This window comes from Pricia mediterranea, from assembly GCF_032248455.1.
In the GTDB taxonomy this organism is placed as follows: Bacteria; Bacteroidota; Bacteroidia; order Flavobacteriales; family Flavobacteriaceae; genus Pricia; species Pricia mediterranea.
This window is the reverse complement of the sequence record NZ_JAVTTP010000001.1, coordinates 4186291-4209389: the sequence shown is the minus strand read 5'-3', so window position 1 is coordinate 4209389 and position 23099 is coordinate 4186291. Positions and strand designations below refer to the sequence as shown.

General features: G+C 49.4%; 15 protein-coding genes and 1 tRNA gene. 1 reads left to right on the top strand and 15 read right to left on the bottom strand.

Annotated features, from left to right (window positions below; translation table 11 throughout):
* Positions 1–26 precede the first annotated feature (26 nt).
* The 8 genes from RQM65_RS17285 to RQM65_RS17250 all read right to left on the bottom strand — a co-directional run bounded on the left by RQM65_RS17285 (position 27) and on the right by RQM65_RS17250 (position 11954).
* Positions 27–812, bottom strand: coding sequence for a methyltransferase domain-containing protein (locus RQM65_RS17285; RefSeq protein WP_314016683.1), 786 nt, complete (start codon positions 810–812; stop codon positions 27–29).
* A 149-nt stretch (positions 813–961) separates the two neighbouring features.
* A complete protein-coding gene (locus RQM65_RS17280; RefSeq protein ID WP_314016681.1) occupies positions 962–2077 on the bottom strand; it encodes a hypothetical protein in 1116 nt (371 codons plus the stop codon).
* The gene (locus RQM65_RS17275; protein WP_314016679.1) at positions 2055–3842 is read right to left on the bottom strand and encodes a hypothetical protein; all 1788 of its coding nucleotides are present in this window, start codon (positions 3840–3842) and stop codon (positions 2055–2057) included. Before RQM65_RS17275 ends, RQM65_RS17280 begins: the two co-directional genes overlap by 23 nt.
* 145 nt (positions 3843–3987) lie before the next feature.
* Positions 3988–7374 (bottom strand): ATP-binding protein, encoded by a 3387-nt coding sequence (locus RQM65_RS17270; protein WP_314016677.1) that lies wholly within the window; start codon positions 7372–7374, stop codon positions 3988–3990.
* 650 nt (positions 7375–8024) lie between these two features.
* Positions 8025–8101, bottom strand: a tRNA-Pro gene (locus RQM65_RS17265).
* A 119-nt stretch (positions 8102–8220) separates the two neighbouring features.
* Entirely contained in the window at positions 8221–9141 is a 921-nt protein-coding gene (locus tag RQM65_RS17260; protein ID WP_314016676.1) for an alpha/beta hydrolase, read from the bottom strand.
* Positions 9142–9255: 114 nt separating this feature from the next.
* Positions 9256–9978, bottom strand: coding sequence for a M15 family metallopeptidase (locus tag RQM65_RS17255; protein WP_314016674.1), 723 nt, complete (start codon positions 9976–9978; stop codon positions 9256–9258).
* Between the two features lie 119 nt (positions 9979–10097).
* Positions 10098–11954 carry a DUF5060 domain-containing protein gene (locus RQM65_RS17250; protein ID WP_314016672.1) on the bottom strand — a complete coding sequence of 619 codons (1857 nt, stop codon included), beginning with the start codon at positions 11952–11954 and terminating at the stop codon, positions 10098–10100.
* Between the two features lie 164 nt (positions 11955–12118).
* Between RQM65_RS17250 and RQM65_RS17245 the strand changes: the two genes are divergently transcribed.
* Positions 12119–13960: an arylsulfatase gene (locus RQM65_RS17245; RefSeq protein WP_314016671.1), complete on the top strand. Its 1842-nt coding sequence runs from the start codon at positions 12119–12121 to the stop codon at positions 13958–13960.
* 53 nt (positions 13961–14013) lie between these two features.
* On the opposite strand, the gene RQM65_RS17240 is transcribed toward RQM65_RS17245, so the two are convergent.
* From RQM65_RS17240 to RQM65_RS17210, 7 genes are all read right to left on the bottom strand, one after another.
* Positions 14014–15642: a sulfatase family protein gene (locus tag RQM65_RS17240; RefSeq protein WP_314016670.1), complete on the bottom strand. Its 1629-nt coding sequence runs from the start codon at positions 15640–15642 to the stop codon at positions 14014–14016.
* Between the two features lie 70 nt (positions 15643–15712).
* A complete protein-coding gene (locus tag RQM65_RS17235) occupies positions 15713–16534 on the bottom strand; it encodes a sugar phosphate isomerase/epimerase family protein (protein ID WP_314016669.1) in 822 nt (273 codons plus the stop codon).
* A 63-nt stretch (positions 16535–16597) separates the two neighbouring features.
* Positions 16598–17320 (bottom strand): gluconate 2-dehydrogenase subunit 3 family protein, encoded by a 723-nt coding sequence (locus tag RQM65_RS17230; RefSeq protein WP_314016667.1) that lies wholly within the window; start codon positions 17318–17320, stop codon positions 16598–16600.
* A 12-nt stretch (positions 17321–17332) separates the two neighbouring features.
* Positions 17333–19054: a GMC family oxidoreductase gene (locus RQM65_RS17225; RefSeq protein WP_314016665.1), complete on the bottom strand. Its 1722-nt coding sequence runs from the start codon at positions 19052–19054 to the stop codon at positions 17333–17335.
* 150 nt (positions 19055–19204) lie between these two features.
* On the bottom strand, positions 19205–21316 hold the full coding sequence (locus RQM65_RS17220; RefSeq protein ID WP_314016664.1) for a thioredoxin domain-containing protein: 2112 nt from the start codon (positions 21314–21316) through the stop codon (positions 19205–19207).
* A 182-nt stretch (positions 21317–21498) separates the two neighbouring features.
* Complete coding sequence (locus RQM65_RS17215) at positions 21499–22089, bottom strand: nucleotidyltransferase family protein (RefSeq protein ID WP_314016662.1); 591 nt, start codon at positions 22087–22089, stop codon at positions 21499–21501.
* Positions 22086–23099 (bottom strand): XdhC family protein, encoded by a 1014-nt coding sequence (locus RQM65_RS17210; RefSeq protein ID WP_314016661.1) that lies wholly within the window; start codon positions 23097–23099, stop codon positions 22086–22088. Before RQM65_RS17210 ends, RQM65_RS17215 begins: the two co-directional genes overlap by 4 nt.

The window sequence follows — 23099 nt, the reverse complement described above, 5'->3', positions numbered from 1 at the left end:
TTTTGTTTTTAGAAAAAATGTATTGACTAATCTTTTCGTCCAATCAGCACAATGGCATGGGCACCCAAACTTTTGGCGGTCTTCCTGGTACTTTCATTGGAACTGCGGTCGAAATAATCCAGACGATCGATGACGGTCACATCCTTGAATCCGGCTGCACGGACAAGGTCCAGGTATGTGTTTACCGGCTCCGCACCCGCAATGCACTCTGCCCATAGTCGGGCATTGGCTTTCGATGCGGCATCTACCGGTTTGGAGAGGACGATATCGGCGATTTGAATCCGTCCGCCCGGCCTGAGTATCCGGTAGATTTCCCCATAGGCCTTGTCCTTGTCCGTCACCAGGTTGATTGCGCCATTACTCGTGGCCACATCCGCGTTGGCATCTTCCAACGGGATATTGTCCGCAGGGCTTTCCCTGATCTGTATCCCGTCCAGGCCCGACTTATCTATATTTTCCCTGGCTTTTTTGTTCATGGTCTCGCTGAAATCGATTCCGTAGACCAACCCTTTATCGCCTGTTTTATGTCTGGCAATCAGCACATCCGTTCCGGAGCCGGAGCCCACATCTACTACCGTATCCCCGGATTTGATGCTATCGGCAACAAATGGGTATCCGGCCCCGGCAAAGGATTCAACGGCGGACACGGGCAGGGCATCCAGCTCCTCCGCCGGATATCCAAGGTTCATGCAGGAGATGCGGCCCACGGGAAAATGGAATCCCTTTTCAGGGTTCGAAGCCACTTCACGGTATATTTCCTGAACGGCGTTTGTCACTTTTGATCTGTCCAAATTTTCTATTTTGGAATTCATGTTGGTGAACTTTTGCTTGGCAATGGGGATTTATAGGTCTGTTTTTTTCAGTTTACCCCGAAGCTAGTGACCTTCTCTTCCGATCATCTTCCGTTTGTCTTCCGGGGATGGTCTTGTTTTTCGGAAAGCTTTAATTTCACGGATAGATTCTATTGCCTGTAGCCAGTATCTTCCATCCGTGCGTTCAGTTCGTCACGGGCGGAGGATGCATTAAGGTCGTTCTGGGCCAGCTCCATCCGCAACCGGGGAAGAATTTCTTCGGTCAATTTTTTCAGGTCGTTTTTCATGACCGATATCTTCGGCAATATCTGGATTTTAAACTCTTGCTTAAGGTCATTTATAAGTTTATCGATTACTTCTACATTGTCGTCCGCTTCTAAAACATCTTGGGCATCAAATACAAAACCTGTTACTGCGAACGCTCCGCCGGTTTTTTTAGCAATCATCTTTTGGCGAAATGAGATATGTTCAAGTTCATCATAGGCTCCTATCATATTGTCTGCCGTCGTCCTCATTTGATCTGCGGCCGACGGATTACCCAGCAATTGGTCCATAAAAAGTTGCCCGAGCATCAGGCCGCCTCTAGTAGCCAGCCCGAGGTGTGGAAAAATCATCGTTATGGCCGATATGGACGTATTTAAAACCAGCTTAACCCATGCTTTGTTCGTTTGCTGTTTGGCAACTTCGAGAAGTGCCTTGAGCTGGCCGATCCGATGTCTAAACAATGCTATCTTCCCTACAACCTCGGCAGCGATAAAACCGCCAATCAATGTAAACGCTCCTATTTTTCGAGCGATATTAATACTTCCGTTCGCAATGATCAAAACGCTCTTCGCCTGATCACAAACCCAAAGGCGACCGAGCAGGAGGTCGGTTTCGGCATCCGGTAAAACCTCTCCCCGTGCGATGACCCGGTCCAGGTCTTCGCTTATATCGTTCACTACGCCGTACAACATTCGAGCGTCTTCTTTAAGCTGCTGCAGAGGCTCTTCCGTATTCATCGAATCATGAAGCTCGTCGTAATGATGTTCGGCCAGACCGACTTCCGAAATGGAGTTGAATTTCTGTATCAGCCAGTCGTTGTAAGGAAAACGACCCGCCGTCATACGTTGCACATCCACCGCTCTGCCCTGCGACAATACGCGATCATCGTCAAGAGCGGCCTTTCCCCTTTGTGTCGCTTGGTCCCGGACAGCTTTGTCGCCTGGTACTTGCACTACGCGACGCTGTTGCGAAAGCTCGTTACTTCTTCTGTTCCCGCCCATTATCGGTGTTTTTATGTTGAACCGTAACTTCCAGGGGAGGGTTAGCGGTGTTTTCCGGCCATAGGTTTTTTAGCAGATCGGTACGGTCCCTATCATTTTTACGGATCGCCTCGGAAGCCAGGGATGCTTGTTCGGCCTTGGCTTTTTCCTTGTTCACTTCAGCTTCCCGTCTTTCCACCTCCAGTTCCTGCAAACGACCTGAATAGCGGTCTACGGCCTCGCCGGAACCGATAAGCGCCTCGACCATTACCCCTTCCGTACGCAGTACATTTTTGGTTGCCGAGAGGACGATGCCGGGAACTTCGATTTCGGTTTCGGAGGCGGGGTCTATGTAGGTGGAGGTTTTTTCTTTCCGCACCCGGAGATAGAAATCGTCGCCGACGGACCGTTCTTCAATAAAGTCGTTATGCAATTTGCCTTGGTAATCAACAATATTTCCAAGCGAGTTCCGAATATCCTGCCGTACGTCTTTCCGTTTTTCTGAAACGATATATTCTTCAAGCAGCCTGTCGAGTTCATGCAGCGCAACTTCCTTTTTCGTTTCGGGAAAGCCGTTGAAGAAGGCCACGCGTACATCGACCAGGCTAAGGATCGTAACGAATTCCTGGTTCATCTGCCGAAAAACATAGTTGAGCGTTCGGCCGACATTGATGTTTTCAAGTTCTCTTTCTATCGACTTTTCCCGTTCTATCGTTTCCCGTTCTTCATAGTTCGTGTTCACTTCCACTTCCCGTTTTGACGAAGCTTTTTGCGCGTGTTTGTTCGTGGCGTTGCTGGTGTTTTTGGAAAACTCTTCACGGGCGGAATTGGTCGCACCTTTTACGCCTCCCTTTACGCTCGCGCTACCCCAGCCCCAGCTAGCTTTGGCCTCCGCTTCGGCGTGATATTGAAAACTTTTGTCGTACTTCTGCCTGTCTGACTGCTCGCTGGCGATGGTTTCCTCAAATTCGCTCGCGCTCTCTTGCGAGAAAGAGTCGAGTATGCTTGACGATTCCTGCCGTGTCCTTTTGCTCTTGCGGAATGTTCTGATGCTGATTTTAGTGCGTTCTCCGGGCAACAATGTAAATGTTTTTACAATCCGACCGGCTCCGTACGAACCCAAATAGCTGGCGAGGCGGTAGGTCTCCACAAGGAGTAAGACCGGTTCGGCCCTTTGTGGATCGGCAATATAGTTGTATTTCGGTTCGCCATATAGGGATCGGTAAATATTCAGCCTTTTTCCGGCCCTCATCATTTCGGCGATTTCCCTTGCTTCCCGGGATACAGTGTCCCGGCTTTCTTTTCTGTGGTCCCTTTTTCTTGTTCTTGCCCTACTTCTTGCCCGTTCGTCGCCTTCGGTTTCAGCTTCCTCTTGTGCCATCATTTGTTCGTGCGCGGCTTCCTGCTCGGTCCCGGTCGCTTTGTCGGTCCCAGTGGCTTCGGCCGATGGTGACCGTCTAGCCCTTGTAGTGTGGTGTTCCCTTTTTAAAGCCCTTCCCGATGTAGGGCGGGCATTGGGAAACATGGGGGAATCGGCAAAATTGGAATCGATGCTTTCCTGCACTTTATCGACGAGCTCTTCCTTATCAAAGGATTCATGGATTTCTTCCATGGGAAGCCGCATTTCTTCAGCGGGTTTTTTCCTGGCCTTTTCGATAAAATATCGGGAGCCATATTCCACTTCGATAAAATTGGTGCCGAAATAAATGGAAGGTTCAGGAATATCATAACTCAGCAGGGGCGCTTTTCCATCAGGTTCCAAACGGATAAGGGGTTCACTGGACATAGGTTTGTTTTTTACAGTTTACCCTAAGCTAGCGACCATCTCTTCCGATTATCTTCCGTTTTTCTTCCGGTCGTTGAAAAAGGTGGGCTAACCGTGTTCCCGCAATGGGCCGGCAAATGGGAAAGTCATAAAATTCGAAAAGTTTCTATTCGCGCACGAGTTCGGCCTGTTGCTCGAGCATTCGGTTCAGAAAATGTTCGATCCCGGCACGGGCAGTTCGTGGAACCGCTTCTTCAAGAAGGCGGAAGGATTTCTGGCTGTACCTATCTGCTTGTAGCTGGTTCTTTTCCAATATACAGAAGCTGGATTTGATTATGGCCACGATGACTTTAAAGGTCGGATTTCCTGTTCTTTCATCAAATTCGGAAACTGCTTCGACACACTCACGCACTTTTTCAAGTTGACCGGTCTGCAAAAAATAATAGGAAAACCAGGGATAAAGTTCCAAAGTACAAGCCGCACAGGGCTTTGATAGAGCGATCAGCTTTTCGCTGTCCGCAATCAATTTACTTGCCCGATCAGGATCGTCCGCTTCCAGACGGTTCCAGATACCCACCCCATATAGCCGCTGTAGGCAATGGTTGCCTTGGGGAGCCTGCCCGGCGTGAACAAGCCCCTTTTGCACATCCCGCCATCCAACATCTTTCGCCCCCAGCAGGGTGTGGAGCACACTTTTTCGGGCAAGTGAATAGGCCATGCTTATAGAATGGCTTTCGTTTTCTTCATGCCCGGACTTTTCGTTCCGGTCGGGCCAAGGTTGCATTTTGTTCAATGCTTTCTGGCGGTCAGCCATGTATCGTAAATTCTCGACCTGTGAATCCCGATGGGTCGATCGCCCGATGAAAGACCGTGCCTTTTGTAAGGCTTCATCTTCGGAGATATGATATACTCCCATACATTGGTGCATATCGGTTGCCACCATAATTTCGGGAGACCCCTCGAAGGTTTGACGTTCGTTTTCATAAAGTAGGCCTTCTTCCCAGCGACCCAGGGAGAGACAGGTCATTGCCAACATTTCACAGGCTTGGGAAGCTTCCGCCCCGGTCTTTGCCTTTCGTGCCTGCCCGAGTGCTTTTTTGGCCATCCCATAAGCTTCCTCAAGACGGCCTAAATGCCACATGTGATGGGATTTGGTAATGAACAGGCGGGCCCGGTAGCGGGGATTCTCGCCGGCAAGTTCAAAAGCTCTCTCCAGATGCCCCTGCGAACGGTCTATTTCCTTTCGGAAGATTGCGGCCACGGCCATTTTCCTGTGCAGCTCCATAAGTTCCAGATTACCCCCGGTATGGGATATGGCTTCTTCATAGGCATCGTAGCACCTATCAAGTTGACCGGAAGCCCGGTAAACATCGCCTATACGTTCCAGGATTTCACGTTTCAGGTTTTTGGCATGGCCGGTTCCCATGCCGTCAAGTACATTCAAGGCTTCCCTGTACCGCTGGAGTGCATTTTCATACGCATATACGTTTTCGGCCCGTTCTCCGGCCAGGTTCAGGTAATTGGCCGCTTCCATCAGGTCACGGGCACCCGAGTAATGCCAGGCGATCAATTCTACTGGGGCCTGGTCCCTATCTTTAGAAAATTCCAGAAGGTGCTCGGTGATCTGCCTGTGCAAAATCCGCTTGCGGGCTTCGGAAATGGAGGAATAGATCGTTTCGTGTACCATAGCATGGCAAAAGGAGTAATCGAGGCCGTGTTCTTCAAGCAAGCTGGCACGGACCACCTCCTCAAGTGCCTTGAAAAGTCCATCCGCTGCATTGTTATTGCCACTGGTCCATATTGATTCCAAAAGTCCATAAGAAACATTCCGCCCTATGACGGCCGCAATGTACAACAGGTGACGGGCGGGGGGCGATAACCTTTCGAGTTTTTGTTCGACCCTTTGAAAAATCGGGGCCGGTACCCGTCCCGAAACAGAAGTGGTGGGCGGTGAGCCGCCATCACGACGCAGTTGTGGGGAGGCAGCATCCTTGTTACCGCCGTAATGGCTCAGCAATTCAAGGGCGTACAGGGGATTCCCTTCCGAGAGCTGAAAAATGTAGCTGGCCATCTCCAGTGCCGTATCTACGTTTTCGGCATGCAGATGAAGTAGCTGTACGTGTTCTTCGTACGTCAACGGCTCAAGCTCGAATATTTCCGATACCTCGTCCGATCGATCCAAGATAGAACTCGGTAGTGAGGCTCCTTCTTCATTTCGAAGGGTTGCGACAAAAAGTATGGGTAACCGGCCCCGATGCCGGATCAAATACGATAACAACGATTCGCTTCCCTGGTCCGCGGATTGCATATCTTCCAGTACGATCACAGCGGGCGTATCTGAAGCAAGATTGGAGAAGAACCGATGGACCTGGGCAAAGAGATGGGCTTTTGCAAGCAGTTTATCCCCATGGGGAGGTAGGTAGCCTTTGCCCGAAAAACCAGGGACGAGGCGCCCGAGCTCAACGGGCAGTTTGTTTTCCATCCCCGGTCGTTTGCTCAGGGCATCCATGAATAATTCGATGAAGGCCCCGTAGGCCACATTTTCAATGGCAGACCCTCCAAAAAAAGACAGTTCTTTTTGGCGGGTCGACCGGACGAGTTCCTGCACCATGCGTGTCTTGCCTATTCCTGCCTCCCCGGTTATGAATATTGCCCCACCCTGTCCCCCGGTTAGGTTTTGAAGATGTCGGTCGATAAAGGTACAAGCTTCCGTACGACCGATCAACGGTTTTGTAGGGAGGGAAACTGTGGTTTGATTGGTATTGGGGCGTGGTCTGTTTCGTAACTTACCTTCCCGTATATCATCCAAGGTTTTTATGGTCCCGGTCGAGGGACCGAGGCCAAGTTCCTCCCGAAGAACCCCCCGGCAGGCTTCATATTGATGGAAAGCCCGGGTGGCCTGTCCCTTTTTGGCAAAAACACGCATCAATCCCCGGTGGGCGGCCTCGAGCGTGGGTTGCTTGTTTAGGGCAAGCCGCCACATTTGCGTAGCTTCGGGAAGTTCTTTCCGTTCTTCGTACACTACTGCTAGCCTAGTGATTACATCAAGGTAAAGCTGGCGATAATGCTCCCGGGGAAAGGAAGCCCATTTGGCGTGGCGGTCCATAGGCAGAAAGTCACCACTGTAGCTCGAGAGCGCACTTTCCAGTTCGGATAGTTTTCGATCTTTCAACCCCGACCGCGCCGAATTTTCGAAAAGCGCCACATCCGTAACAAGTCCTTCGGAGGGAGCCAATCGTATAAGATCGTCCGTAATTTCGATCCATTCTTCCCCCTCCTCATGATAGCTTCCGAAAGCTTTCCTGATGTGATGCAGGGCCTTATACAGTTGTGCATTCGCGGCATCCGGATCCAAATCGGGCCATAGTATCCCGGTGACCCGTGCCCGTTCTATCAGATATTGGCGCTGGTGGGCGATCAACTTGAGTAGAGTGCGTGCTTTTCGGCCTTTGATAGCGGTATCCGGAAGGGCCTGGCCTTTGACGTAGACCACAAACCCGCCCAGAAGCATAATTCCTAGCCCGCAAGTCGAACGTTCTTTTTGAAAATTCATAATTCCTTTTTATTCCAATACCGGATGGATATAGGGGGAATATGCATTTCGGGAGTATCCAGTATAGGACAAGATTTCCCTGAATGCTTTACTTCAATTCGGTGTAGTTTACCGGTTTATCGGTTGTTCGGAAAGTTGCATTTGGCCACGTCCAATAAAACTACCGCGTTTTGTAGGTTTTTCGAACATTATTTTTCTCTATTTACGCTTACATAGAATATACGAAATTCAAAGCCCCAAATCAAGTCTGTTCTGCAATTGATACAAGTTTTAATGCATAATCTAGTCCCTTAAAACATAGATTTTACTTGATACTTATGGTTGTAGGATATGCAAGGGCCTACTCGTTGGAACAAAAATTGAAATTTCAGATCAATTTGTCCGGAAACGCCTGATGCGACCATATCTACAAGGATGTTGTGATGCAAAATAGAATTTGAGAATTTCGTCTACACATTTGGACTCACAGAAGAGAATATCTGATCATCATAAAATCGTCACGCCCAAAATATCAAATCACTACTTAGCGAATACAGAGAAGTTTCCAAATTCAAACAAAGTAAAAGCATTAATTATTTGAATTTGTTGTACGCATGTTGTACGGATAGAAAAACAAAAGGCCCCCGATCTCTCGGAGGCCCCGTATTCACTGGTCGGGATGACAGGATTTGAACCTGCGACCACACGCCCCCCAGGCGTGTACGCTACCGGACTGCGCTACATCCCGTTTGAAAGACCCAAAATCAAAATACCGGAGAATTGGATGCCGATATCTCGAAATGGGACTGCAAAAATATAAAACAGCTTTCGATTACCCCTAACTTTTTTGCAAAAAAATCCCTTATTCTAATCCAAGCTTTCCGTCCATTCAAAGAGACGCTCTGTCCAGCCTCTTAGATGTGAATTTTTCCGCGCCAGCGAAAACCCATGCCCGCCTTCGGGATAAATGTGCATGGTGGCGGAAACGTTCTTGTCCTTTAACGCTTGAAAGAACAACAGGCTGTTTTCCACCGGCACTCCCTCATCATCGGTAGCGTGTACCAAAAAAGTGGGCGGGGTGTCGGATGTGACCTGAAGCTCGTTTGAAAAATGTTCGAGCATTTTTCGATTGGGATTTTCGCCTAAAAGGTTTTTTTGGGAACCCGAATGTTTCTTACTGTTCACAAAGGTGATGACAGGATATAATAGGGCCATAAAATCGGGGCGCGCACTAAGTGCATCCGTCTCATCAACCGGTTCATATACCTGTTCGCTAAAATGCGTGCCCAGGGTCGATGCCAAATGTCCTCCTGCGGAAAAGCCAATGATTCCGATTTTGTCCGGCTCGATATTGAATTCCTCCGCCTTGCTTCGAACCATCCGTATGGCACGCTGTGCGTCGATGAGGGGTACGTTCCATTTTTCGGACTGTGACTTGTCCGAAGGTAACCGATACTTCACAACAATGCCGGCAATGCCTTTGCCGTTCAGGAATTTAGCGATATTGGTACCTTCCCAATCGTAGGCCAAGATACCGTATCCGCCCCCTGGGAATATAAGCATCGCTTTGCCGGTCGCGTTCTTTTTCGAAGGAAGATAGACCTCAACAATCGGTTCTTGCACCTTACTGATCCTAAGTATATCTTCGTAAACTTGTTCTTCGCTCTGATCGCTTTCGATACGATTGGGAATTTTATCCTTGGGCCAGAGTGGCATAATCGTGTCCTGCGCAATAGCGTTAACACCATAAAGTAACGTACTCATAACGAGATAGTATCTGATTTTCATAGTTTGTCATTGTCTTGGAGCCTGTTTTGAGCTAAATCAAAACGATCTCATAATATACTTTCCGATGCCTATCGGCCATCATGCACTACATTCTCAAATCTTCAAATTAACCTCTCAATCACATTCCCATTTAAAATCGGCCACTTTATCATTCGATCCCGCGCTTAGATTGTAATGCCACCATTCGGTTCGGATGGACCAAAAGCCGTGCTGTTCCATGGTTTCTTTTAGCAATTTGCGATTATCCAGAATATTCTGGGGCAGATCAGTCATATCGTGATAGGCACGTTTTCCGAAAAAATCAAAATCCGTGCCCATGTCCAACTCCTCCCCTTCCAAAGTCTCCAAGGTAATGTCAACCGCCCCGCCCTTATTGTGGATGGAACCTTTATCGGGGTTGGCGACATATTGGGGGTTCGAAACAATTTCCCACATTTTATACTGAACGGAGTTCGGGCGGTAGCAGTCGAAAAATTTAATACGGACACCCTGGTCATGAAAATCACTGTTCGCTGCTATTAGAGCCTTGGCGGTCTTTACCCGGGTATAGCATTCGGCACAGTCGTATACTTTTTCCTTCAAAAAATTATTTTCGGTGGCATAGCGAAGGTCATAAGCGAAGCCATCGCTAAAATCCGCCAACCGCACGAAGGTCGTATCGGCCAACCCCTCAAACGTAAGAAAGGTCTTTTGGGGTTCGGGCTTTTCCAATGGTACCGAATCGAAAGTCTCCATCGGCTCTTCGAAGACCTGATCAGGTTTTTTTTCTTCAGAAGGCTTATCCTTACAGGAAGAGATAAGAACCAATAGCAAAAAAAAGCAAATCCGGTTCGTCATAAAAAAACAGCTTTAATAGTATTGTCCTTTTTCCGATATTTGGGACTAGAAAGTTCTCATCTCAGTTACCATCTAATTAGCTCGCTACTAAGCTTATAGTGGTCGTTAATAGGTTCTGCCTATTTCTTGGCAATGACGATTACCCAATCCCTTTCGGTCTGCCCATTATAGGCAGAAAGTTCCACGCTGTTGGGTCGGGTAATTTTCCACCCCTCGTTCTGCTTATCGAGCAGCATGCCGCCTTTCAGAGGATCGTAGAACGCAATGGAATAGGCTCCATCCCCGATTTGGAGGTCGGTACGCTCTCCCTTGGGAAGGTAAACTACGTAAATTTCATCCTTTTTGGCAAAACAATAGGCTTCTTTATTGCTCAATAGTCCATCGTGGCTTCGCATTTCCCAAAATGGAAGATGATCCTGAAAAAAGTGCCTGGCATTGTTGCTGATGGCCCACCAGCGATCACGTGTCCTGAAGTTTTCCGCGGCCATGTCATTATTAGGCGTATCCAATCCCCCGAAGTACCAAGAAGTTCCAGCACCACCCGCCATAAGCGAACCCCAAAGACTGGATCGCATCACCGCCGCATAATTGTTATTGGCCGCGGAATCGGTAGTAACTCCGATATCCCAATGACCGATTTCGTCGAGATAAACGACCCAAGGCTTTTTCTTCTTTTTCGAGAGGTCGATCCATTTCAGCACTTCCTTGTGTACCTCTGTGGTGTCGAACATTTGCAGGGAAGGTATCTCGAAATTCTTATATCCCAACAAAGGGGTCAAGGTCTCCTTGATGGGATCTAAGGGTCGGCCTTCCATTCGTTTGCCTGTGACCCGAACGTGATTGTGTACCGCGATGGGGTGGTCGTACGGATCGATTCGCCTTAGGTAGGATGCATAACTTTTCAGCTGTTCGGGCGTACGGTTGGTCTCTTCACCCAAATTCCAGACCACCCCCAGATGATGGCCGAAACGGGCAACAAGTTCCTTATAGAAGAGCTTACGCTCCAATCCCAGTTCGCCCTTGTTCAAAATAGTATCGTTCTCGGTTTCTTGGGTAAAGACGTTCATGGCAATACCCAGTGCGTCCATATGCGTAAAGACCGTTTCCCATTGTTCGAGTTTGCTCACGTCATAACGCGTCTGTACATCGGGAGCGATCCAGGGCCATACGTCGTTGCCATCGCCGTGCTCGTTCATCACCAAAAAGTAAAGGCTATTCATTTCTTTGGACGCCATATAGTTGAGGGCCCCTATGATGCCCTTGCCTTTTTCTTCGCCCCAGAGCGGGTCTCCGTCTTTCCAGTCGGCGATATGATCGGTATACCGGTGCAGTCCCTCTTCAAGGGTCGGCGTATCGGCCCCACCGTTGTCGAAGGTGCCGTCAAACTCGTGAAAGGCCAAGAAATTTTCAGGACTGCCGACACCATTTTTAAGAAATGGCGCTCCGGTTTCGCATTCTTCCAAATAGCGGTCTTCGGTATAGGCTAGTTTACCGGTTTTGTAGAATCCCGTAGCCGTAGAATCAACGGGGGCAATCTCAAAGTCGCCGTTGACTTCCCAAATGGCATCGTTTCTTCCTGGCAGGGTGTGCTGCTCTATGGCGATGTTCTTGCCCTCCATAAGAAAGGCCTCGAACCTCCACTTGCCCGCAAGATCCGGTGCAAATTTCACTCGCCATTTATTTCCGCTGTCGGCGCCGGTGTCCGCCGCATGGCCATCCGCTGCAAAATAGCCAGGTACGGTCTTGCTGTGGTTTCCGTTCGTGAATTTGACAAGCAAACTATAATCCAAAAAAGGATTTTTCACAGCGGTTTCGGATACCTCTGGACCGTCAAAGGTCAAAGTGACCGGCTGCCATTTTTTAAAGGGGCCATCAAGTTCAAAATTTTGGTTCGGTTCGGTCCGCTGGCAATTCGTAAGCACTGATAAGAGCGTACAAATCAAAATAAGACCGGGTACTGGTCGTTGGTAGAACATGGGGGAGGGTTCGGTGTTGTAGCGCTCAAGATACCAATTTTTTGAATCTTAGATAGCATCCGCTAATGGATAATATTGCTATCTTCACTTTTGGAAATTGCTTGTTGGCTTTGGATGGGTTGATTTCCGCTAGCCATATCCTATATGAGAAAAACGTCTCCACTATGAACAAAACCTTGAAAATCGCATTATTTTCCTTAGTGATTCTATGTTCCGGATGCAAGGAGGAGCAAGCAACACCACCTAAGACCGAAGTTGTTCGCGGAGATAAAAAGCCCAATATCGTATTGATTTTGGCCGATGATCAAGGCTGGGGGGATTTGCGCAGCAGCGGGAATCTGGATCTGGAAACCCCGAACATCGATGGCATCGCCAAATATGGGGTCTCTTTCGACAACTTTTACGTGCAACCGGTCTGCTCCCCCACTCGCGCGGAACTGCTGACCGGTCGGTATTTTCCCAGGACCGGGGTTTATTCCACCTCGGCCGGGGGAGAACGTATCAACTACGACGAGACCACCTTGGCGGAAATCTTAAAAAAAGCCGGATATACAACGGCCGCCTACGGTAAATGGCACAGCGGAACCCAGCCCCCCTATCATCCGAATTCAAAAGGTTTTGATGATTACTACGGATTCGCTTCAGGCCACTGGGGCAACTACTTCAGTCCCATGCTGGAACACAACGGAGAAGTAGTCGAGGGAAACGGTTTTTTAGTGGATGATCTTACCGACCACGGACTGAGTTTTATCGAAAAAAACCAGGAAAGTCCCTTTTTCCTCTACCTGCCGTTCAATACCCCTCACAGTCCCATGCAGGTGCCGGACGAGTACTGGGAGCGATTTACGGACAAAGAGCTTAGGATGCGCTCCCACAGGGCAAGCGAAGGAGCGGCAGAGGGTGCGGGCATTTCTGGGGGAGGCGGGAATGACGAGACTATCAAGTTGACCAAGGCCGCCCTCGCCATGGTGGAAAACATTGATTTTAACGTCGGGCGGGTCATGGCCAAGTTACGCAAATTGTACCTCGAAGATGACACGATTGTCATCTATTTGACCGACAATGGCCCTAACGGATACCGTTGGAACGGAAGCATGCGCGGAATAAAAGGTCATACGGACGAAGGTGGCGTCCGCTCCCCATTGTACATGCAATGGAAGGATTCCCTTCCCGAAGGAAAGAAGATTGTCCAGACCGCCACTGCCCTCGACCTATTGCCCACTCTTACAAAATTGGCTGGCGTAGCAGCGGTTACAGAAAACGCTATTGACGGGGAAGATCTAACCCCATTACTTTATAATGAAAATCCCGATTGGGAAGACCGAATAATCTACAACTATTGGAATGGAAAAACGAGCTTACGTACCCAAAATTATCGGCTGGATGCGGAGAACCGGCTCTATGATATGCAGAACGACCGCGAACAGCGATTCGACGTTTCCGCCAAACATCCGCAGGTGAAGGACTCCTTGGTAAACGCAAAAGATCAATGGTTGTCGGAGGTGAGCCCTCTCTCCGCTGACACCGATAAGCGGCCTTTGACCTTGGGTCATCCCAGTTATCTTTACACCTGGCTGCCCGCCCGCGATGGTATCCCACATGGGAATATCGAGCGGAGCAATCGATATCCCAACGACAGCTTTTTTGAGAATTGGACCAGTGCCAAAGATTCCATCACCTGGGACGTCGAAATTCTGGCCGACGGCCATTTCGATGTCGAACTGTATTATACCGTCTCCGAGGAAAACCTCGGATCTATCGTCGAACTAAGTCTAGGCAAAAGTAAAATCGCCAAAAAAATAACCGAAAAAAACAACCCCCCACTCAAGGGAATGGACCGTGACCGCGTGCCGCGAATCGAATCCTATGTGAAGGACTTTAAACCTATGGATTTAGGCACTATGGTGCTTAAAAAAGGCAAGGGGATCTTGACCTTGAAGTCGCTAGAGGTAGCGGGCAAAGAGGTGGCGGATGTCCGTTTATTGGTTTTTAGAAAAGTTGAATGAGGGGTTCGATTTCCTTCAGTTTTTGATTCTGACCGGAGCGTATCGCGACCCTGTCAGTCAATTTCCAACACCTCGCTATCCGAGTATCCGATGCGTTCGGCCTTGGCCTGAAATGGAATCGCGGCAGGTGGTAGCGGACGATTGTAGATGTTCCAAACGGAATCTTTAGGTCGTTTCCAAACAATGGTAGCGTCGGACTTTTTTGAAATGAGGAGGATGCTGTCGTTTTTTTCCTCCATTACCAAAGGAGCCAATTGGGGTTGTTTTTCATCGACCAACCATTTGTCGATCAGTTCCTTTTCCGGATATTCTCCTAGGTCCTTTGTATTCCGAATCCAATCCTTCAGTAGGTTCCGATAGGCAATCAGGGTGTCCCGAAGCTCTTTGTTGCCGGCTAGATTGTGCAGTTCGTACGGATCCTCAATAAGGTCATAGAGTTCTTCTTCCGGTTTTACGGGACTGAGCCAAAGATCTTGTTTCTGGCTCAGTTTTCCGGTTTTATGGAGCTTGCGCAGCTCCTGCATCATGGGCATCTGCTCACGGTAGGCGACCGGAAGGGCATGGCTGATATCAGTATCGTAGCTCTTGATATACTTATAACGTTCAGATCGCACGGCCCTTAAGCGGTCGTAGATTTCATCGAAACGGTCGGAAGAATGGAAGGTGTATTTCGGTTTTTTCTTTGATTCGAATTCACCGAACTGGGCAACCCCTTGCATCACCTTTGGCGGTTCGATTCCAGCGAGGGACAATACCGTTGGGGCATAATCGATAAAGCTGATCGGGCGGGCGTCGCGCGCTCCTGCCATGGCATTCTTAGGGAATTTGATAACTAACGGCACCTTGACCCCAGTATCGTACAGGGCCCGTTTGTGCCTGGGAAACGGACCCCCGTGGTCGCCGTAGAAAAAAATGATACTGTTTTCATAGAGACCGTCTTCCTTGAGGTCATCGATGACCTCCCCGATTTGATCATCGAGGCGCTTGAGATTGCTGTAATTGACCGCCAAGTCGTGGCGCATGGTTTCCGTATCGGGAAAATAAGGAGGTACGGGCACTTTGGCTGGATCTATAAAAAGGGTATCCCCTCCTCGTTTCCAAATTTGTGATTCGTGGCACACCGCAAAATTAAAGACGGCAAAAAAAGGCTGTCCGTCTTTTCTTTTCCGCCAGTGTCGGTTTTTACCGCTTTCGTCCCAAGCCGCATCGGTCTTTTCAAAATTGTAGTCCTCTTTTGGACCGTTGGCAGTGTAGTAGCCCTGTTTTCGCAGATATTCGGGAAACATTTTGACCCCGTCGGGTACCACGGGGGAATAGCTTGGGAAATCCAGACCGTGGTAAGGACGGTCGCCCTCCCTACGACCCGGTGCATACGTCCGCATATTATGGGTGCCGAGCGAGGTCGGGTACATGCCTGTAATCAGGGCACTTCGCGCCGGGGCGCAAACGGGAACGGGAGCAACGGCGTTATCGAATACGACCCCATCATTGGCCAAGGCCTGCAGATGGGGCAAATACATAGTGCTATCGCCATACATGGGAAACCACTGGGGGGATTGATCTTCAGCGACAAGCCAGACGATATTCGGGCGGGAAGTTTTGTCGAGACTGTTCGAAGATCGCTTTTGGTTACAGCCCATAAATAATAGGGAGAGTAGGCAAAGAAATGCAGGGATTTTCATAAAATTTAACTTTCTTTAAAATAGAGTAACACCGCCCTTGAATCGTGCCATACCTGAGTGAGCTTCCACCCTAATCCTCCAACGTCCTTAAAAATTCCAGACTCTGCGGTATCTGTTCGACAACGGCAGAAGATTCGTCCTCTATAAAAAGATATTCGATACCCAGTTTTTTGGCCTCGGCGACCGTACCGGCAATATCGACTTGACCGGTACCCAGAACCACGTTGGTCTCCACGTCTTCGTGGCCCGTATTGTTTCCTTCGACGCCTTTTTTCAAGTCCTTTAAGTGCATCAACGTAAATTTATCGGGATACTTTTTCATCAGTGCCAATGGATCGGCACCGCCATGCTGCGCCCAATACACATCCAGCTCGAACGTAAAATCTCGCGCATTTTGTGCCATGTAATCGAAGAGGGTACCGTCTTTATAGGGTCGGAATTCGTACCCGTGCGGATGGTAGGCCAAGATGAGTCCATTTTCCTTGAGCACTTTACCGGCCTCGTTAAAAACATCGGTAGCGTGGATGGTTTCCTCGAGGGCCCATTTGTTATCATCGTGCGGCACCCAGGCGCACATAACGTATTTCGCGCCGAAGGATTTGGCATTATCGATAACTTTTTGCACGTTGCTCTCCAAGTCTCCAAAGCTAGCGCCTACGCTAACGACGTCAAGGCTATTTTTCTGCAGTAAGGCCTCGAACTCTTTCATTGGAAGTCCGTAAGTACCCCCGCCCTCGATCTTGGTGATACCCCATTCATTGATCAACTGCAAAGTTCCCGGCACATCGTCCTTGAACTGGTCGCGCAAACTGTAAAGCTGTAGCCCTACTTCTTGTGCGGTAACCGGAATCACAAACAGGGAAATACTGAATAAAAGCAGTAATTTTTTCATAGAATGATTCTTTAACTCCAATTTATTCGTCGACCGTACAACCCGTTAAGAGAGATAACACTGCTAGGTCAGCAAATTTTTGTTCTCGTCCCATTCCGCAATCTCGTTGCGTTTGCTTTGGTCTACACATTTGGCGATCCATTCGGGATCATAGGCTACGCCGTGCTGGTCCAACACCTCTTGAGGCACGCCGTCCCAGACATTAGGGGAATTTCCTTTATATCCCAGGTCGGCAATACCTACCTTGGAGGTGTAGTAGCCACTGACGGTCAAATTTCTCATCAGGGCAAAAAACTGGATTTCCAAAGGCTGTTGGTCCAACGGAACGTCCATGTCGTGGTAACATATCCTGTCGCAGATCTGTTTTTGTTGATCTAGGCTGGCGGACTTAAATTCTTTTCCGAACTCGGTATTGCTGGTATGGTCGAGCCACATCAATCCTCCTAAAAGGGTTGTCTGCATCTCGGGGATGTCCTTCCCCATGAACTCGATGAATTCGGGCACCTCGGCTTCGATGGGACCGCCATGCGGTTCTTTGGGAGGAAGTATCACCGTACTTAAGGCGGCGACCGTTTCCATCTCGTGCTCGTTAAGGAGTTGTTCCGCCTGAAGCTTTTCGATACGATCGAGCTCCTCGGGCGTCCGGCCGAAATAATTGGTGTCGTCCGTCGCCGGGATATCTTCGTTGACCGTGGTTTCACCGTTATCCGTCTTACAGCCGTGGAAGGCCAAGGCTGAAGCTCCGGCACCTAGAATGATTGTCTGTATACTTTTTCTTCTGTCCATGTTCGTTCGGTTCTAGATATTCTGTTGCTTCAATTGTTCGATGATATAATCGGATGCCCGCCATGCCAGCGCCAAGATGGTCCACGTACAGTTTTTGTCCGCCTGCGAGGTAAACACGCCCGCATCGGTGATAAACACATTATCCGCATCGTGTAATTGGCTGAACTTATTGGTGACCGAAGTCTTAGGGTCGTTGCCCATACGGGTGGTACCCACTTCGTGGATGATCTCACCGCCCGGAAGGAGTCCATAATCCTGATCTTTGCCCGGTTTTTTGCCCAACGGCTCCCCGCCCATATTGTGAATGAGCTCCTCAAAAGTATCCTGCATGTGCTTGGCCTGTTTCAGCTCGGTCTCGCCGTGGGTATAGTTGAACTTCAGTACGGGAATCCCGAACTCGTCGACGGTGGTCGGGTCGATTTCACAGTAGTTGTCCTTTCGGGCGATACTTTCTCCCCGTCCCCCAAAACCGATGACGGAGCCATAGTATTTTTTCACATCGTCACGCAACTGATCGCCATAGCCGCCCACTTTTAATCCGAAGAATTTATTGAATTCATTGGCGTTGAAACCGAAGCCGTAGTTGGGCTGCCCCATCCCGCCCCATACCTCGATGTGGTAGCCCCGGGGGAAGTCCAATTTGGAGTGGTCGCCCCACCAGGGGGAATAGACGTGCATGCCCCCTACCCCGTCTTCGTTATAGGATACGTCACGGTTCATCAGATCGGGAATAAATCCTGCCCCGCTGGCCCCGGTGGAATCGTGCAAATATTTGCCCACAAGGTCACTACTGTTCCCAAGGCCGTTGGGATGTTGCTTGCTCTTGGAATTTAGCATGATCCGGGCCGTACTACAGGCCGATGCGGCCAACACGACCACTTTCCCCCTGAGCTTGTATTCCTTTCGATCGTCTTTGCTAATATAGGATACCCCAGTGGCTTTGCCTTCGTCATTGGTGGTTACTTCACGCACCACGGAGTTGACAAAAAGCTTGACCTTGCCCCCACTTTTCTGGGCGGGAAAAATCAAACAGCTGCCCGAAGAGAAATCCGCATATACGGAACAGGAACGCGAACACTGTCCGCAATAGAAACAGACCCCACGGTCGTTGTTGATCCGTTTGGTCAGCATGGAAAGCCGCCCGGGGATTACGGGGATATTGGATTTTTTTGCGCCCTTGATATAAAAAAGCTCGTGTAAACGTGGTTTTGGTGGCGGCAAGAAATAGCCGTCCGGATCATCTTCCCGGCCCTCTTTCGAGCCGAATACCCCGATCAACTTGTCCACCTTGTCGTAATAGGGACTCACATCGCTGTAGTCGATGGGCCAATTTTCGCCATAGCCGTCCACATCCTTGTGCTTGAAATCCTTTTGGCTGAACCGCAGGGATATACGCCCCCAGTGGTTGGTACGGCCCCCGAGCATATGAGATCGGAACCATCGGAATTTCGTGCCCGGTTCGTGGGTATAAGGCTCCCCTTCGATATTCCATCCGCCGTAGGCCATGTCCCATTCCCCAAAATCGCGATCGGTACCGGCGCCCCTTCTCGGGGAATCGTAAGGCCATTTTAATTGGGTCATCGTCTTGGGATCCGCCGGATCGAAAAAAGGACCTGCCTCGACCACTGCCACGTTATAGCCCGCATCGGCCAACTGTTTGGTGGCCATACCGCCACCGGCGCCCGATCCGACAATTATCACATCATACTCTTCGGGAACTTCCTTTATTTGCATAGCTTGGTTATTTTATTCAATTCGGCAGACAAGTTAAAAATTAAAAGTCTGAAACGCTAAAAAATTTTGGCAATGAAGGATTCAATGGAACTTTTGAAACCCACCTTTTAGTGGATAGCCTCTGATTGTTCTGTACTCCACATCACGACTTCAAAAATTTTTTAACTGTGCCAATGCCCTCTCCACCGTTTCCACCGGCAGTTTGCAGGTCGTATTCCTACAGACATATATAAAGGTGCCGTCATCGAAATACCGGTCTTTGAACAGGGGAAGGTCGCTCTCGGCAGTACTACCGATAACCAAGGTGTTCGGCACATAGTTTCGGAGTAAATCCGCGACAAGGGGCCCCGCTTTTTTGCCCACTACGGCAACTTCATAATACGGGTAGGCCGTATGAAGCAAAAGGGCGTTCCATTTCGAATAACTGGGGGCGTGCTCGGTAATCATGGGCAGCATGGCCGAAAGCATCCTTTGGGCCTTATCGTTGTATTCGGTGTCGTATTCAATATGGCCGAGCACAAAGAGATTGTGTGCCATGACGGCATTGGGCGATGGCAGCACGCCATCATCGGTCTTGATGATCTTGGCTATCAGTAGGTCGTTTTGGTTATACCGGTACATGCCAGAGGCGTCATCGAAAAACAGGGTTTCGGCCTCGTGGGTCAACTCTTGGGCGAAATCGAGGTATGCGTTGTCCATGGTCGCGCTGTAGAGCTTTAGTGAGGCGCTGGCCAAAAAGGAATAATCTTCTAAAAATCCCTCTTTTTGGCGACCTCCCTTCTTATAGGTGTGCACAAGGGCGCCATCTTGATAGGAATTGTTCAGGATAAATTCGAAGAGGGCCATTGCCTCATCCAAAGTCTTCTGTTGTCCGAAGGCTTCGTAGGCATCTACAAAACCGTTGATCAGCAGGGCGTTCCACGAGGTAATGATTTTATCGTCGGTGGAGGGTCTGGTTCTTTTATCCTTGATTTTTAGCAGTTTATCGTGCCATTCCTGTTTAGCAGCTTTAAGTTCGTTTTGACCTAAGCCATGTGCTTTGGTAAAGGTCGGATCGTCCATTGTTTTGTAAAGGATGTACTTTCCGTCTTCCCACGTGGCCTCGGATCCGATGCTGTAATAGGATGCAAAAAGGTCGAAATCGTTTCCTAGGATGGATTTCAGTTCCTGCTTTCGCCATACATAGAACTTGCCCTCCTCTCCCTCGCTGTCGGCGTTTAGGGCCGCGTAGTAGCCGCCGGCGGGATTCTTCATTTCCCGTTTTAAAAATGCAATGGTCTCGAAAACGACAGTTTTGTACTGCGGGTCTTTGAAGATTTGGTATGCTTTGGCGTACAGACTGATCAATTGCGCGTTGTCGTAGAGCATTTTCTCGAAATGGGGGACTTTCCAAAAGGCATCAGTGCTATAGCGGAAAAATCCACCTTCGAGCTGGTCGTAAATCCCCCCGGAAGCCATCTTGTCCAACGTAAGCCGCACGTGGTCTTTGGCACTATCATCTCCGGTCAAGAGGGCATAATCCAGTAAAAAATCCAGATTTCCCGGAATCATAAATTTTTGGACTCCCTTATCCCCGCCCTCCTTCGGGTCCCAATTCGGTTTCCATTTATCAACGCTTGTCCGCACAGTTTCCTCTGTGAGACCCTCGGTATCCTTGGCCGGCTCGATGAGATTGGCCTCGGCAATACCGGCAGCCACCATATCGGCGTATTCGGCCGCTTTCGCCGGATCGTTATGGTACAGGTCGCTTATTTTTTTCAATACCTCGGTCCACTGTTCCTTGGTGTGATAGGTGCCGCCGTAGAGCGGCTTGCCATTGGGCAGGGTAATGACGTTCAAGGGCCATCCGCCGTTGCCAGAGATCAGCTGCAAGGCGGTCATATAGACCTGATCGACATCGGGCCGCTCTTCCCGATCGACCTTGATATTGATAAAGTTGTCGTTCATGATCTTGGCCACGGCTTCGTCTTCAAAAGTTTCCTCTTCCATGACATGGCACCAATGGCAGGAAGAATAGCCGATGCTGACCAACACAAGTTTGTTCTCTTTTTCGGCGTCCTTCAGGGCCTCTTGGCTCCACGGCCGCCAGTTGACGGGATTGTGAGCGTGTTGCAGTAGATAGGGACTGGTCTCATCGACCAGGGCGTTGGAGTACTTGTGGGAGACATCGGGTTTTTCGTCCTTGCTCTCCTTACATGAAAAAAGACATAGGAAAAAGAGGACAAGATAAGCACCAAGGAGACTCGGTATGCGAAAGTTCATGGTTCATTCTTATCCTTCGAAAATACAATATTTAGAATCAAGTCCAGCGGAAATACTATCACTGAAGAACCATTTTCGCAAGGATGAAGTAACAGGGCGCTATTGTTAAAAAGTGTTTTGAACCAAGAATAAAATAGAATCTATTAATCTCGATTTAAAACACTTGAATAACTCCAATAAAACTAATGGTTTAACTTCTCGTAGTCCGATTTTGTATCGATGTCCACCGTAATTCCCTCGGAATCCAGAACCAATACATCATGTTCTTCGATAATATCTTTCGCCCCAGAATCGTTCTCCAATGCCATCAATTCTTCAAACAAGGATGCCGAAAACAAGGCGGGCACCCCGGCCCTGTTTTCGTACCTCGTGGCCACGATCGGCCGCTGCCCCCGTTCAAAGGCGACCATCATCGTGTTGAGATAGACCGTATCTATTAGGGGCTGGTCCGCTAGCATCATTAAAATACCGTCCGGTTTGTTATCTTTATCAGTTAGATAGTCCGTGCCGCGGGCGATGGAACTCCCGAGGCCCGCAGACCAGTCCGAATTCTCGACGATGCCCACTTCAAATTTCGCGATCCCATTTCGGATGGATGCCGCGTTCGCCCCCAATACGACCGTCACCGAAGCGGCATCGGAAGCGGTAGCCGTTTGGATGGTCTGGCCCAACAAGGTAGTATCTTTCCAAGGTAGCAATTGCTTGACCAGACCCATTCGGGAGGAAGCCCCAGCGGCCAGAATGAGCACCGCTATATTTTTGGGAGAGTTCATTGATTGTGGATTCTGCCGGACTTGTTCTTCAGCATGACGGGCTTATGGTCCCTCGTGACGGATAGTATTTCGGCCAGAATGGCGAGCGCGATTTCCTGGGCCGTCACTGCACCGATATTGAGTCCGGCCGGTCCGTGTATGCCATCGATAAACCTATCGGACACTTCGGGATGGCGTTCGATAAAATCCCCCAACAGTCTTTCCCTTCTGCTTGCGGGTCCTAAGAGCCCCAAATAGGCGGGCCGGGCATCCCTTAACGTCATGAGATAGGCGAGATCACGGACGTAGCTATGCGTCATGACCATCACCCCGGTATGCTCATCAATGTCCGTTACGGGCAGCATTTCAGGTTCGAGGGGGACAAACCTTGCGGCTCCCGGAAAATCCTGAATCTCTTTCCCTTCGGATACGCCGGCAACCACGGTCACCTCCCATCCGGTCAGGGAAGCAAATAGACACAGTTGCACGGCATCGTGCTCCGCCCCTATGATGATCAGCTTAAAACAGGGTTGCAATCGCTGCTCGAAACGTTCCGCCTTCGCGTCTGCCGCAAATGAAGGGCGAACGGGAAATTCCTTGCCGTCGAAGCTAAAGACGGACCCGTAGGAACCCTTCGAACCTTCCGATCGCGAAAAATAGCAAGTTGCCGGAAAAGATTCGCGTTTTAGGAGGATGTTCCCAAAAGCTGTGAAAAAGTCCGATTGAGGTTCGAAGGGTTCGATTAAAATATATAGGATGCCTTCACAACCCAGACGGTACCTCCCGTCGTAGGTCATCATTTTTGGAATGCCATCGGAAAAAACTCCTTGTGCCTGCTCCACAATTTCTTTTTCGACACAGCCGCCGCTTACCGCACCGACCGTTTTACCATCATCACGGATGAGCATGCGCACTCCCGGCCTTCGGTACGAGGAGCCTTCTAAAGCAACGACCGTCGCTAGGACGGTCTTTAGCTTCCTGGCCTTTGCATTTTTATGGGCCTGGACTATTTTTTTAAGTTCGTGGGTCAC